This is a genomic window from Burkholderia sp. WAC0059 (genome assembly GCF_002870125.1).
Classification (GTDB): Bacteria; Pseudomonadota; Gammaproteobacteria; order Burkholderiales; family Burkholderiaceae; genus Paraburkholderia.
The window spans coordinates 53,976-68,082 of the sequence record NZ_PNEO01000002.1 but is presented as its reverse complement, the minus strand read 5'-3'; the positions used below and the strand labels follow the sequence as shown (position 1 = coordinate 68,082).

Sequence of the window (14,107 nt, the reverse complement as noted above, 5' to 3'; positions counted from 1 at the left end):
CATGGGCGCCTGTCCTGCGCTGCTGATCGCCGCGCCCGCCTCCGGGCAGGGCAAGACCACGCTGACGGCGGGGCTCGCGCGCCTGCATCGGCGCCGCGGGCGGCGCGTGCGCGTCTTCAAGGTCGGGCCGGATTTTCTCGACCCGACGATCCTCGAGCGCGCGAGCGGGGCGAACGTCTACTCGCTCGATCTCTGGATGGTCGGCCGCGAAGGCTGCCGCGCGCTGCTCGCGCAGGCGGCACAGAGCGCCGACCTGATCCTGATCGAAGGCGTGATGGGACTCTTCGATGGCACGCCGAGCAGCGCCGACCTCGCCGCCGCGTTCGGCGTGCCGGTGGCCGCGGTGATCGCCGCGAAATCGATGGCGCAGACCTTCGGCGCGCTCGCGTTCGGCCTCGCGCACTTTCGCGCCGACGTGCCGTTTCACGGCGTGCTCGCCAACCGCGTCGGCTCGGCACGGCACGCGCAGGTACTGCGCGAGGCGCTGCCGGCCGGCCTGCGCTGGCTCGGCCATATCGGCAGCGACGATGCGTTCGCGCTGCCCGGCCGCCATCTGGGCCTGCACCAGGCCGACGAGGTAGCCGATCTCGACGCGCGGCTCGACCGCGCCGCCGACGCGCTCGCGCAGACCGCGCTCGCCGAACTGCCGCCTCCCGTCGATTTCGGGACGACGCCGGACGTCGCGCTGCCGCGCCTGCTCGACGGACAGCGCATCGCCATCGCCCGCGACGCCGCGTTTTCGTTTATCTATCCGGCCAACATCGAGCTGCTCGAAACGCTCGGCGCACGCATAAGCTATTTCTCGCCGCTCGCCGACGAACCCGTGCCCGACGGTGCCGATGCGCTGTACCTGCCCGGCGGCTATCCCGAGCTTCACGCGCCGAGGCTGTCGCGCAACGCGCGCAGCGCCGCGTCGGTGCGCGCCCACGTAGAGGCCGGCAAGCCGCTCGTCGCCGAGTGCGGCGGCATGCTCTATCTGCTCGACGCCCTCACCGACGCCGACGGCGCAACGACTCCGATGCTCGGCCTGCTGCCCGGTTCGGCGGCCATGCAGCGGCGCTTCACGGCGCTCGGCATGCAGCGCCTCGACGGCGCGCCGGGCACCCTGACCGGACACACGTTCCACTACTCGCGCGTCAGTACGCCGCTCGCGCCGGCGCTCACGGCCGTCCATGCGACCACGGGCGCGCCCGGCGAACGCGTGTACCGCCACGGCCCGATCGTCGCCACCTATTTCCACGCCTACTGGCCCTCCTGCCCGGCCTTCGCAGCCGCTATCTTCCATGGCACAGCCTTTTGACGATGCACAGCGCGCGGCCGTCTACCGCGCGATTTACGAACGCCGCGACATGCGGCATTTCGTGCCGGACCCGGTCGATCCGGCCACGTTGCGGCGGCTGCTCGACGCGGCTCATCACGCGCCGAGCGTCGGCTTCATGCAGCCGTGGCGAATCGTACGAATCACCGATCCCGCCTTGCGCTCGAGCCTGCAGGCGGGCGTCGAGCGCGAGCGCATCGCCACGGCTGACGCGCTCGGCAAGCGCCGCGACGAATTCATGAAGCTGAAGGTGGAAGGCATGCGCGAGTGCGGCGAGCTGCTCGTCGTCGCGCTGATGGACCAGCGCGAGCCGCACGTATTCGGCCGGCGCACGCTGCCCGAAATGGATCTGGCGTCGGTGGCCTGCGCGATCCAGAACCTCTGGCTCGCGGCCCGCGCCGAGGGGCTCGGGATGGGCTGGGTGTCGATCTTCGACGTCGACGAAGTGCGCGCGCTGCTCGGCATGCCGGCCGGCGCGAAGCCGGTGGCGATCCTGTGCCTCGGCCACGTCGACGCATTCTACGAGCAGCCGATGCTGGAAATGGAGCATTGGGCCGAGCGCCGGCCGCTCGACGAATGCGTCGGCGAGAACCGTTGGCCCGACGCGAAGACGACCGGCTGAGCGGAGACGCGCGGGCCGCCCAGCCTCGAACGCGTAAGGGGAAGGCGACGGCGGAGCGGACGACGGGTTCGCCGGCCTCAACCAACCTTTAGCGCCCCGACGCCGCCTCCGTCTCCACAGCCGAGGCGGCATCCACGCGTTCGAGCCGGTATCCGTAGCCGTAGATCGGCGTGAGCCTGAAGCCGTTCTCGGGGCGCAGGTTCAGCTTCGAGCGCAGCACCGATATGTGGGTGTCCATCGTGCGCGACGGAATATCTTCCGCCTGCCGCCAGATCGCCTCGAAGATGTGCGCGCGCGACAGCGGCTGGCCGAGCCGCTGAAACAGCATCAGCGCGAGATCGAACTCCTTGTGCGTCAGATACACCGGGCAGCCGTCCACGCTCGCCTGCCGCGCCGCCAGATCGAACGCGTACACGCCGAAGGTTTTCGTCAGCTCCGGCTGCTGCGACCCGTAGGCGCGCCGCAGCAGCGCCCCGACCCTCGCCGTCAGCACGAGCGCCGAGACCGGCTTCACGACGTAGTCGTCGGCGCCGCTGTTCAACATCAGCGCGACGTCGATGTCGCGCCCGCGGTTCGTCATGAAGATGACGGGCAGCGACGCGCGCTGGTTGAGCCGGACCCAGCGCAGCACCTCGTCGCCGCCGACGTCGGGCACGAGCCAGTCGAGCACGAGCAGATCGAAGGTTTCGCGGCGCAGCCGCTTGAGCAGATCCTCGCCCCGGGAAAAGGCGTGGCAGGCATGGCCCGCGATCGTCAACGCCTCGCAGACAAACTCGAGCTGATCCGGCTCGTCATCCAGAACGGCAATTCTCATAAAACTCCACAGCACCAACTCGCGGCCTGCTCCGAACCCAATTTGCAGACCGCACGCGATCAAGCTCCAATTATCGCGTATGGGATACGACGACCCCTATTGTATAGCCATCCTATCTATTGAGCCCCATCAACATCGGGCCGACCGATGCGCAGACCGCGAGGTCGGCCCCGGATCAACGGCATACCCGGACAGGGCGGACAGACGAGCGACCTGTCCGGCGCGGACCCAGTTCATGGCCGGACATACCGCCGCCATGCGCCGCCGCCCTGAACCGATGGAACCGCTGAGACCAGTGGGGCGTGACGCCCCCCGGCCTCATTCGTTTTCTTCGAAATAGTAGTGTCCGAACTTGGCCTGCTTGGTCCGGATGTAGCGTTCGTTTTCCTCGCGCATCGGAATGGCCAGCGCCACCCGCTCGTGCACCGGAATGCCGTGCTTCGCAAGCGTATCGAATTTCTTCGGATTGTTGCTCATGAGCCGGACCGAGGACACCTTCAAAAGACGCAGGATGGCCGCCGCCGAATCGTACTCGCGCGCGTCGTCGGGCAAGCCGAGGTCGAGGTTGGCCTCGACGGTGTCGCGCCCCTGTTCCTGGAGCGCGTAGGCGCGAATCTTGTTCGACAGGCCGATGCCCCGGCCCTCGTGACCGCGCAGATAGAGCAGCACGCCGCGCCCCTCGGCCGCGATGTAGCGCAATGCGAGATCGAGTTGCTCGCCGCAATCGCAGCGATAGGAGCCGAGCACGTCGCCCGTCAGACATTCGGAGTGCAACCGGGTCAGCACCGGCGCGCCGCTGCCGACGTCGCCCATCACGAGCGCCAGGTGCTCGGCCCCGCCCTCTTTCACGCGAAATACGCAGGACCGGAAAATGCCGTAGCGCGTCGGCAGCGTGGCAGTCGCGTCGAGCGCGACGCATTCGTTGGCGTGGTCGCCGTCGGCATTCGACGGACCGGAAAACGTAGGCATGTTCAGAAAACGGTGACAGGCAGGAACCGGCCGGGCCGGAACAGGTGCGGAAACGGAGTGTACCGCCATTTGCGGGATACCGCCGGCCGCGCCGCGCGAGGTCCTGTCGAGCCGCGCGGTACCGGAGACCGCGCTGCGCCGGCCGCGCATTCACGGAACGCGCCACCCCGGCGCCACCTATACTGAAGGCATTCCGTCGGCCGCGCGTCAGGCGCTGCGCCGCACCATAAAACGGAACGACATGGAGACATCCGATGACCTGCGTTGCCCAGATCCTCAACTCGAAACCGGATTGCACCGTCCACACGATCAATGCATCCGATTCCGTCTACGACGCCATCCGGCTCATGGCGCAGAAGCAGATCGGCGCGCTCGTCGTCACCGACCGCGACGCCATCGTGGGTATCGTCACGGAGCGCGATTACGCGCGCAAGGTCGTGCTGATGGACCGTGCGTCGAAAACGACGCTAGTGAGCGAAATCATGAGCACGCAGGTGCGCTTCGTGCAGCCGGAGCAGACGACCTACGACTGCATGGCGTTGATGACGGAGCGGCACATGCGACACCTGCCCGTGCTCGATCAGGGCAAGCTTATCGGCATGGTGTCGATCGGCGACCTCGTCAAGGAGATCATCGCCGAGCAGCAATTCACGATCGAGCAGCTCGAGCACTACATCCGGAGCTGAGCGCGCCGCGGCGTTTTCCCCTGGGCCGAGGAACCGCGCGACAGGCAAAAAGCGCCCAATCCACGCAAGGGAGTCGGGCGAAGTCGCCTCGCGGCGACGGAGGTTTTCGGGACGAAAAAACGCGCAGAAGCCAGCGACCGTTTGTCGCAATCGCCCTCTGCCTCGCGCGGCACGGCAATTTCCCGCGCCCGCGACGAAATCCGGATGAAACGTGGCCGGCAGCGGTTACGGCCTGCCGGCCACGGTACATCGCCTGCTACAGCACACTACGCGGAAAAACGATCCGGACAAATCACGCCGCCCGTCGCTTTTCCCGACTGCTTAGTGACCGAAATACACGGAATCATGCGGCGTGACCTGCTCGAGCTGGCCCGATTGCGACGAGCCCGACGTCGACGGACCGTAACCGGTGTCGGCGGCCTGGCTATCGGCCTGCGTGCTCGCGATGCGGGCTTCGGCGGCCTGGATGTCGGCCGGGTAGGTCGCGTTGCCGGCCGTCGCCGGGTTGTAGCCGGCCTGTTCGACACGGACGAGGTCCGCGCGCACTTCAGCACGGGTCAGCGGGGCCTGCTCTTGAGCGAACGAAAGGGCAGGAACGGCAACCGCAGCAGCAACGACAGCGGCCTGGATCAGAGTACGGGTCTTCATGGTGTATTACCTCCATAACTTGTTCTTGCTCCGCCCGACACACCATGTGTCGAACGAGTGATTCCAGTTTATTGAGACAAACGCTAGGGGTAAACCCTTAATCCGTACAAATACTGTTTCGAAAACATAAACAATAGCTGAATATTGATCGTCAATTTGTTACAAAATAGAAACAAATTGGGAGGCGACTGTCAGGTGCAGCCTGCGTCGGGCCGCACGGGAATGCCCCGGATCGCGAGGCGCTGGCGAGCCGTTTCAGCGGCGCGTCGGGTCGAAAACGCGAAAGCGGCAGGCCCGCGCTACCATCGTCCGGATCGCCATGCCGCCGGCGCGTCAGCAGGTCGATCGAAATGTGGCGGCATGCAGATCCTCAGGACAACGGAATAGAACCGACGATCCCTTCCTGGAGCCCCATCATCATGGACGAATCTCGCGCCCTGCAATTCCTGAACGACGTGCGCCGGCCGCTGTTGAACGCACACAAGGCTATTCTCGATCACGAGCGCGCGGCCTACGAGCGCGAGTTCGGCCCGACGACGCCGGCGGCCTTCCTGCAGGTGCTGATCAACGGTCCCGCGTTTCGCTGGATCATGCCGCTCTCCACCGTGATCGCGAACGTCGATGAGACGCTCGACGCCAGCGACGGGCAGGCGCAGGACCGGATTGCGGCCGCGCAATCCGTCGCCGCCCTGTTCCGTGGAGAAGCGCCCTACGAAAGTTTCTTCGAGCACTATCAGATGCTTCTGCAAGCGGCGCCCGACGTGCTCCACGCGCATGCGGCACTCGCGCAGGTGCTGCGGGGCCTGAAATCCTGACGATTCGATGGTTTGAAGCGCAGACGCCCCGGGGAGGCGGCATGCGGCCTCCCGGGGCGCGATCTATCGGGACAACTGCAGATGCGACCGCAGAACCAACCGCCGGAGCGACTGCGGCGCTCAACCGTTGCGCTGCGGCAGATAGGGCATCGGATCGATCGGCTTGCCGTCGTGGCGCAGTTCGAACACCACGGCTACGCGCGAGTTGTCCTCGTTGCCCATCTCGGCGATTTCCTGCCCCTGCCGGACGAAATCGCCGGTCTTCACGAGCAGCTTGCGGTTATGCGAGTACGCGGTCAGAAAGTCCTTGTTGTGCTGGACGATGATGAGGCTGCCGTAATCGTTCAGGCCCGTCCCGGCGTACATTACCCGGCCGTCGGCCGCTGCGAACACCGGGTCTCCGGCGTTGCCGGCAATCTCGATGCCCCGGTTCTCGCCGGGCTCGAACGGCTGGACGACCTGCCCCTGGGCCGGCCAGACGAGCGACACGTCGCTGGCGTGACGCGCGACCTCGGCGCTCACCTGCCGCACCTCGGCCGCGCTGGCCGTCGCGCCGCCGGCGCCGTCGTTGCCCGCGGCCGGAGCCGCCGCCTGCACCGTGACGGTCTTGCGCGACACGATGCGCAGTCGTTCTCCCGCGCGCAGCCGGCTCGACGATCTCAGATGATTCCACGCCAGCAGATCCCGGACGGAGCAACCGTGAGTCTGCGCGAAGTGCCTCAACGACTCCCCGCGTCGGACCCGATACCAGGTCGTCTGCACGACGACGCGGGTCGTCTCGACAGGTTGCGCCGCGTCCTGTTCCGGCGCTTGCGCAACGTCGGTCGACGACGGCGTCCGGGACGCCTGCGGCTGCGCGCCCGAACCGCCCGCGGCGGGCGCCGTCTGCCCGGCCGCCGCCTGCTGGTCGGGCTGAGGTCCGGGTTGCGGCCCCTGGGGGGCCAGATTCGCACACCCGCCCAGCAACGCCGCCATCCAGATACCCGCCCAACCTCCTACACCTGCTCCAAAACGACTTCTCGACATATGGGTTCAACTCCTGCTCACTGCGCTGGCGGATCCGACGCAAAGGGAACCCGGCGAGGCACGGCGCGCTCCCTGCGCCGCCCGGCCTGCCCGTCACACCTCATGCGACCGCCTCCGGCCGCCTCGTCGCGACCCGCTGCAGCATTACTCAACCACCCTCTTCTCCAGCGAAAAGGCGCGCTTCATTCATTAACCGCCGATCAATTTCCAATAATCAGCCAGCAGCAATCTCAAAAAATAGCCAGACCATTGTAAAGGTCATCGGACCCAAAGCCCTCGGCCCGCATATTTTGATACAAATGTTAATTAACCGTTATTCGGACTTGATCCATCGCTATCTTGCAGGCTTGCAAGCATACCCGCGCGATTCCCGGTCCAGTCGGTCGAGATTTGGGGCGGTCGAAAAACCCGGATCGCGGCCGTAACGACCGTCGTCCCGCGAAACTTGAACCGAACGCGGGGACTCGTCGACCCGCCCCATCCCGTCCCGTCACTGCACCCAGTTGGCCCAGAGCACCATCAGCACCGTCATCAACGCCGGGCCGATGAAGATGCCGAGCAGCCCGAACGTCGTCGCGCCGCCGAGGATGCCGAACAGCACGAGCAGGAACGGCAGGCGCGCCGAATTGCCGATCAGCACGGGCCGCACGAAATGCTCGGCGACGAAGACGATCACGAATCCCCAGACGACGAGCCCGATCGCGCCGACCGTCGAGCCCTGCACCAGCAGCCACAACGCCGCCGCGCAGAACACGACCGGCGCGCAGAACGGCAGCATCGCCGCCACCGCCGTCACGGCGCCGAGCAGCGCCGCATGCGGCACGCCGGCCAGCATGTAGGCGAAGCCGAGCAGCACGCCCTCGCCGAGCCCCACCACGACGAGCCCCGCCACCGTGCTGCGCACGGCCGACGCCATGCGCTGCATCAATTGCGCGCCGTCCGAGCCGAATGCGCGCCGTGCGCCGCGCAGCACGGAGCCCGAGAGACGCGGCCCGGCCTGGAAAATCACGAACAACGTCACGAGCATGAAGCCGAACAACACCAGCCCGTGTGCGGCCCGCACGCCGAAATGCCGGCCGAACGAGACGACCGCGTCGCTGTGCAGGCCCTTCATCGCAGGCGAGGCCTTCAGCGGCTGGGAGAGATTGTCCTGCCACCACTGGGCGATCGGCCGGCCGGCGGGCAGATGCGAGATGAAATCGGGCATCGGCAACCCGTTCTCCTGCACCGTGCGCAGCCAGAGCGTCAATTCGTGCGCCTCGCCGATGGCCTGCACGACCGCGAGCGCGATGGGCAGCACGACGAGGAGGGCGATCGCGACGGTCAGCAGGACCGCGATGGTCGTGGTGCGACCGTGAAAGCAGCGCCGGCTCTCGATGGCCTGATAGGCCGGCCACAGCGCGATGGCGATCACGCAGGCCCAGGCGACGGCCGGGATGAATTCGCGCACGACCCACAAGGCCAGCAGGACGAGGGCCGCAAAGAGGACAGCGGAAGCGATCCGCTGCGTTTTTCGCTGAGTGGTGGAGTTCGGAGCAGACGGGCGTTGAATCATGTAATCTTCGGAAAAATCATCGGTGAGCCCGGTTCAAGGCAAATATCCTGGCGAAAGGCCGACGCCGCGTCGACCGTGCCGCCCGCCGCGCCAAGGGGGCCTCGCGGTCCCCTCGCAGCGATCTTGCGGCAACCTCCCCGGCCAGCGCAAAACCGCCCATTCCGGACGAAGCCCGCGCGCTATTTCCCTCCCCAGCCTGTCGCGCCAGGCACAACACTGCGTTGCACAAATTTAATAGCTCGTACCGGATCGTCCGCAAACGCCCATTCCTTCGTCGGGTACAGGATGTGGCGAACATATTGTTGCTGAAGACGGAACAGTGTTTCAACCGGCACACAATGGCACTTAACGCCGCACGGTACTACATTCGGCACACCCCATCTACGGAGCCGATAATGAAAACCAAAGAGTGCCTTGCACTTGACGGTGCCAACGGCGTGAGAATCGAAATACTCGAGCGCTCCGACACGACGCTGGTCATCCGTTGGGTCGAACCGGGCCGCTGCCACTACGGCGAGCAGCGCTGGCGACGACGCTCCGCCCACACGTCGGGGACCTGCGCCGTGTCGCGCCGCAAAATCCGTCGGGGCGACGCGGTGTTCAAGCCGGCCGAACGGCCCGCGCCATCGAACGCTTCCGTCATGATCGCCGCCGAGGTGTTCTGCAATCTGGGCACCGACTGACCCCCTCCCGAATTTCTCCCCGACCTCGAATCCCACCGCAGCACGTTCCCGTCCGGAGCAGACGGGAACGTCCCGCTTCGAGACGCAAGGAAACGGCCGTCCCCGACTACGCCGGACGTGACGGCGCGCAAATTGCGGCCCGTCCCCGCGTGCAGTATGGTTGGCCTCACGGCGACCGGCGCCGGGGCAGCGAGCGGCACGACACTTGCCGCCTCCGTCCTGCACCGCTGACCGTCAGCCAACCGGCGCCCGCCGCGGGCGCGCTCACCGGGACCTGCCATGGCCGTCAATGCTCCGCCCCTGAACCTCGCTCCCCAACCGTTCTCCGACGACGTCCTGCTCGAGAAATACGCCAAGGGCGACGAGCGAAACGCCGACGACATCTACCGGCGCGTGGCGCGCGGCGTCGCGATGGCCGAGCCGCCCGAACTGCGCGAGGCCGTCGAGGCCCGCTTCACCGATAACCTGCGACACGGCGCATTCGGCGCCGGGCGGATCATGAGCGCGGCCGGCGCCGGCATCGCCGCCACGCTCATCAACTGCTTCGTGCAGCCGGTCGGCGACAGCATCCAGGGCACCGACGACGAAGGCCGCCCCGGCATCTACGTCGCGCTGCTGCAGGCCGCGGAGACGATGCGCCGCGGCGGCGGCGTCGGCTACAACTTCTCCGCGATCCGGCCGCGCGGCGCGTGGGTCCGCTCGACGGGATCGAGTGCGTCGGGCCCGTGCAGCTACATCGACGTGTTCGACGCCTCGTGCCGCACGGTCGAAAGCGCCGGCGCGCGGCGCGGCGCACAGATGGCCGTGCTGGACTGCGACCACCCCGACCTGCCCGAATTCATCGAAGCCAAGCATTCGAAGGGACGCTGGAACAACTTCAACGTCTCGGTGGCCGTGACCGACGCGTTCATGGAAGCCGTGGAAAACGACCGGACCTGGCAGCTCGTGCACCGAGCCGAGCCGTCGCCGGCGCTGCGCGCGGCACTCGACCTGAGGCGGCGCGGAGACGGCCTCTGGGTCTACGCGGAAAAGCGCGCCCGGGCGATCTGGGACGCCATCATGCGTTCGACCTACGACGTCGCGGAACCCGGCGTCGTCTTCATCTCGCGCATGAACGAGGACAACAACCTGCGCGCGCTCGAAACGATCCGCGCCACCAATCCCTGCGGCGAACAACCGCTGCCCGCCTACGGCTGCTGCAATCTCGGGCCGCTCGATCTGAGCCGGTTCGTCGTCGCGCCGTTTGCCCAGCTCGAAGGCGGCACGCCGTCGTTCGACTGGAGCGCGTTCGCCGAACGCGTCGCCACCCAGGTGCGCTTTCTCGACGACGTGCTCGACGTCACGCTCTGGCCGTTGCCCGAGCAGCAGGCCGAAGCCGCCGCGAAACGGCGCATCGGCGTGGGTTTCACGGGTCTCGGCGACACGCTCGTCATGCTCGGCCTGCGCTACGACTCGGAAGCGGGCCGGGAATTCGCGGCCCGCGTCGGCCGCGCCATGCGCGACGCCGCCTATCGCGCCTCGGTCGAACTCGCGCGCGAGCGCGGTCCGTTTCCGCTATTCAAGGCCGACGCCTATCTCGCCGACGGCACGTTCGCCTCGCGCCTGCCCGACGATCTGCGGGATGCAATCCGCGCGCACGGCATCCGCAACAGCCACCTGCTTTCCATCGCGCCGACCGGCACGGTGAGCCTCGCCTTCGCCGACAACGTTTCGAACGGCATCGAGCCCGCGTTCTCGTGGACCTACCAGCGCACGAAGATCATGGCCGACGGCAGCCGTCAGCGCTTCGCCGTCGAGGACCACGCCTGGCGGCTGTATCGCGAAATGGGCGGCGACGTGAATGCGCTGCCCGACTACTTCGTGAGCGCGCTCGACATGACCGCACAGGATCACGTCGCGATGATGGCGGCGGTGCAACCGTACATCGACACGTCGATCTCGAAGACCGTCAACGTGCCGGCCGACTATCCGTTCGAAGCGTTCGAAGACCTCTATCTCGACGCATGGCGGCGCGGGCTCAAGGGCCTCGCGACCTATCGCCCGAACGAGACACTCGGCGCGGTGCTGCAGATCGCGGCCGAGGACGCGCTCGCCGAAGGCGGTCTCGATCCGCTGCGCGTCGCGATCGACCACCGGCCAAAGGGCGAGTTGCCCGCGATCATCGAAAAGGTCGAGTATCTGACGCAAATGGGCAAGAAATCGCTTTATGTCGCGGTGTCGTTCATGGAGGTGTCAGGACACGTCGGCGGCGAGCCCGTCACGATCGAGCGGCCCATCGAGTTCTTCATCCCGGTCGGTCAGCGCGACGAATCGCAGCAATGGATCACGGCGACCATGCGCTCGCTTTCGCTCGCCGCGCGCGGCGGCTTCGTCGCCCGCAATCTTCAGGATTTGCGCAAGGTGTCGTGGGACCGGGGCCAGGTGCGACTCGGCGTCACGCAGCGTCTCGACGGGCACCAAGCCCCGCTCTGGCACGATTCGGAAGTCGCGGCCATCGCCTACGCGATCCAGCAAATCCTGCACCGGCGCGGCTTTCTGGATGCCGAAGGCAACCAGGTGCCTTCACGGTTGCTGTCCCGGCGGCGAGGCGAGCAGACGGGCGGCCTTGCGCCCGTTAGCGCGGACGAGGTGGGCACGACGTCGGGTGCTCATACCCGAACGCCCGCGGCCGAAGATTCTCCCGGCATTCCGTCTGTCGCCGACGACGACACAACGCCCTCTGGGCTACGTACGATACTCGGCCGCAAATGCGGTTCGTGCGGCGCCAACGCCGTCATACGCAGGGACGGCTGCGACTTTTGCACCGCGTGCGGAGAAATCGGCTCGTGCGGTTGACGACGGAGGAGCATTCGCGAGAAAGCGGCCGGATCGAGCGTCGCCGTATCGGCCGGCGCTCGGGCAAAACGCCGGTCGTGAAGCCGGCGCCGCCATGACGCACCGGGGTTCACGGGGTTCAGACCACATTCAGGCCGCAGCCAGAACGCGCATTTCCACGTGCATGCCAGCGGCTGCCGCCATCGTCACCAGCGTGTCCAGACCGAACAGATTGATCTTGCCGCGCATGAGGTCGGAAATGCGCGGCTGCGTGACGCCGAAAAGCTTCGCGGCCTCGGATTGACTCATTTCGGCCTGCGTAATGTGACGCCTGAGCGCCATCATCAACTCCGCGCGAAGCTTCATGTTCTCGGCTTCGACCGACGTTTCTTCGATGGCGTCCCATACGCTGGCGTACCGTTCCTTGCTCATTGCCCCAACTCCTTTACCAATTCGCGATAGCGTGCCCCGGCCAGGTCGACGTCCGTCCCGCTCGTCTTCCCCGTCTTCTTCTGGAAGCAGTGAAGGACGTACACGGCGTCGGCGAACTTTGCCACGTAGATGACCCGAAACGCCCCGCTCGCCTCGCGAATGCGAATTTCGCGCACGCCCGGGCCCACGGTGCCCATCGGCTTCCAGTCGTCAGGCTCATGGCCGTGCTGCACCTGATCGAGCTGATAACCCGCCTCACGCCGCGCGGCCTCAGGAAAAGCCTTGAGCGCCTCGAGCGAGTTACCGCGAAATTCGAGCGGCCTAGGATCACCCACCGGCTCATTATACAAAATTTTATATGAAAAACAAGTCATTCCTCGTGCCATCCCGCGAGCGGCGCCCGCCTCGTTCTGGAGTCGAAACTTTATGGACTTTTGACCGCCCGGGGCACTCGGCCATCCGGAATACCGATCGGCATCGCCATTCATGCCGTACGGCAATTCGCAGATCGATCACCGGCTTCGCATTCGCATGCGCCGCGCGCCGCCGGTCGTCGGAGAATCGGGACACATCCACACTCACTGATTGTCCGGCGACCCGGCATGCCACGCATCGACCGCCCCGAGCCCTCTACGCCGGCAGACAACGCCCCGGCGCACGGCCATGCCGACGACTCCGCGAATCCGCCTGCGTCGGCACCGCGCGCTTCGCCTTCCGTCCAGCCCTCCCACCCGGTTTTCGAAAGAATCAGCCAGCCGCGCCGTAGCGGTAACGAAACGCCCCGGTACACGAAGCCGGCCACCCCGCCACCCGAAAGCACGGGGTCCAGGCCCGCCACCCGGGGCGTCGCGGGCATGCCGGTCGGCATCACGAGCGCACAGCTCTGCGAAAAACTGTGGGGAGTGGTCGAGTCGCTCCAGCGATCAGGCAAGCGCGGCGCGGAACCCATGGGAGTCGCGCCTCCCCGCGACAAATCGCTGTCGGCGCTCAGGCGAGCCGTCGAATCGCTGCCCGCGGATCAGGCGGCCATCCTTGCTCAAGTCCTGCGGAAGGTCGAGGAATTCGATGCGACCGAGAAAAGCGCGCAGTTGCCGCGGACGCTCGCGCCGCCCGGGCCTGACGGGCAAGCCGTCGAAGCCGATGGCGCAATCATGCAGGCGCCCGGAATCAAGGGCCCCGAAGCCGTTTTGATACGCCAGGCCATGGCGTCCCCGGACGACGACTCGTCTGCCTTCGCTTTCGCCTTGCAGCACGGTCAAACGAACGCGATACAGGCGTTCGGCAAGGTGCTGACGTCCATGGAGCAATCGGGGCATCTCACGAACGACCAGGCCGTTTCGCTGCTCAAGGCTCAAACCCCGAGCGGCCCCGGACTTGCCCTTGCCGTGCTCGCAGGCAAGGCCGGCAGCGTGCGCGAGTGGGGGGCCATCGCGAAGAGGCTGCACTTCGAAGGCGAGCGGGCAACCTCCTTTCTCGGAGCCGTCGATGCGCAATCCGGCCGGTCCATGCTCTCGCTTGCCGTGGCGCGTGGTCACGCCGATACCGTACTCGCATGCGGCGAGGTCATGAAACTGCTGGACGTCGACAACGGTTCGGCGAAAAACCTCCTGCGACGCGCGCGCGAAGAAGCGGAATCGAAACCTGACGACGAGGTACAAAGGATGCTCGACAAAGTCGCCCGTCTCTTCGTCGACCTGCCGTCGGAGATGCGCTAAACCCGGATCG

General features: G+C 66.6%; 14 protein-coding genes. 7 read left to right on the top strand and 7 right to left on the bottom strand.

The genetic code is table 11. The features are described 5' to 3' along the window. The first annotated feature begins 1 nt into the window (after position 1). The gene (locus CY652_RS02300) at positions 2 to 1,300 is read left to right on the top strand and encodes a cobyrinate a,c-diamide synthase (protein ID WP_102129079.1); all 1,299 of its coding nucleotides are present in this window, start codon (positions 2 to 4) and stop codon (positions 1,298 to 1,300) included. Further along, a complete protein-coding gene (gene bluB / locus CY652_RS02295; RefSeq protein ID WP_102129078.1) occupies positions 1,284 to 1,940 on the top strand; it encodes a 5,6-dimethylbenzimidazole synthase in 657 nt (218 codons plus the stop codon). Before CY652_RS02300 ends, bluB begins: the two co-directional genes overlap by 17 nt. Positions 1,941 to 2,028: 88 nt before the next feature. On the opposite strand, the gene CY652_RS02290 is transcribed toward bluB, so the two are convergent. Next, positions 2,029 to 2,754: a response regulator transcription factor gene (locus CY652_RS02290; RefSeq protein ID WP_102129077.1), complete on the bottom strand. Its 726-nt coding sequence runs from the start codon at positions 2,752 to 2,754 to the stop codon at positions 2,029 to 2,031. A gap of 318 nt (positions 2,755 to 3,072) precedes the next feature. Further along, positions 3,073 to 3,723 carry a GTP cyclohydrolase II gene (ribA, locus tag CY652_RS02285; protein WP_102129076.1) on the bottom strand — a complete coding sequence of 217 codons (651 nt, stop codon included), beginning with the start codon at positions 3,721 to 3,723 and terminating at the stop codon, positions 3,073 to 3,075. A 254-nt stretch (positions 3,724 to 3,977) separates the two neighbouring features. Between ribA and CY652_RS02280 the strand changes: the two genes are divergently transcribed. Then, positions 3,978 to 4,409, top strand: coding sequence for a CBS domain-containing protein (locus CY652_RS02280; protein ID WP_102129075.1), 432 nt, complete (start codon positions 3,978 to 3,980; stop codon positions 4,407 to 4,409). Positions 4,410 to 4,730: 321 nt separating this feature from the next. On the opposite strand, the gene CY652_RS02275 is transcribed toward CY652_RS02280, so the two are convergent. Further along, entirely contained in the window at positions 4,731 to 5,057 is a 327-nt protein-coding gene (locus tag CY652_RS02275; RefSeq protein WP_102129074.1) for a DUF4148 domain-containing protein, read from the bottom strand. A 419-nt stretch (positions 5,058 to 5,476) separates the two neighbouring features. Here CY652_RS02275 and CY652_RS02270 point away from each other — a divergent pair, with 419 nt between their 5' ends. Continuing rightward, entirely contained in the window at positions 5,477 to 5,872 is a 396-nt protein-coding gene (locus tag CY652_RS02270; protein ID WP_102129073.1) for a hypothetical protein, read from the top strand. Between the two features lie 120 nt (positions 5,873 to 5,992). Here CY652_RS02270 and CY652_RS02265 read toward each other — a convergent pair whose 3' ends face one another. Continuing rightward, positions 5,993 to 6,847, bottom strand: a complete 855-nt coding sequence (locus CY652_RS02265; protein WP_258002160.1) for a peptidoglycan DD-metalloendopeptidase family protein — start codon at positions 6,845 to 6,847, stop codon at positions 5,993 to 5,995. 541 nt (positions 6,848 to 7,388) lie between these two features. Then, entirely contained in the window at positions 7,389 to 8,453 is a 1,065-nt protein-coding gene (locus CY652_RS02260) for an AI-2E family transporter (RefSeq protein ID WP_102129071.1), read from the bottom strand. 395 nt (positions 8,454 to 8,848) lie between these two features. On the opposite strand from CY652_RS02260, the gene CY652_RS02255 reads away from it, so the two are divergent. Together CY652_RS02255 and CY652_RS02250 are read left to right on the top strand one after the other, a co-directional pair. Beyond that, complete coding sequence (locus tag CY652_RS02255) at positions 8,849 to 9,136, top strand: DUF3331 domain-containing protein (protein WP_102129070.1); 288 nt, start codon at positions 8,849 to 8,851, stop codon at positions 9,134 to 9,136. A gap of 279 nt (positions 9,137 to 9,415) precedes the next feature. Continuing rightward, a complete protein-coding gene (locus CY652_RS02250) occupies positions 9,416 to 11,971 on the top strand; it encodes an adenosylcobalamin-dependent ribonucleoside-diphosphate reductase (protein ID WP_102129069.1) in 2,556 nt (851 codons plus the stop codon). A gap of 129 nt (positions 11,972 to 12,100) precedes the next feature. Here the strand turns inward: CY652_RS02250 and CY652_RS02245 are convergent, their stop codons facing one another. Together CY652_RS02245 and CY652_RS02240 are read right to left on the bottom strand one after the other, a co-directional pair. Beyond that, on the bottom strand, positions 12,101 to 12,382 hold the full coding sequence (locus tag CY652_RS02245; protein WP_102129068.1) for a helix-turn-helix domain-containing protein: 282 nt from the start codon (positions 12,380 to 12,382) through the stop codon (positions 12,101 to 12,103). Beyond that, entirely contained in the window at positions 12,379 to 12,732 is a 354-nt protein-coding gene (locus CY652_RS02240; protein ID WP_219723701.1) for a type II toxin-antitoxin system RelE/ParE family toxin, read from the bottom strand. The genes CY652_RS02245 and CY652_RS02240 overlap by 4 nt, the downstream gene beginning before the upstream one ends. A 504-nt stretch (positions 12,733 to 13,236) precedes the next feature. Between CY652_RS02240 and CY652_RS02235 the strand changes: the two genes are divergently transcribed. Further along, positions 13,237 to 14,097, top strand: coding sequence for a hypothetical protein (locus tag CY652_RS02235; protein ID WP_102129066.1), 861 nt, complete (start codon positions 13,237 to 13,239; stop codon positions 14,095 to 14,097). Positions 14,098 to 14,107 lie beyond the last annotated feature (10 nt).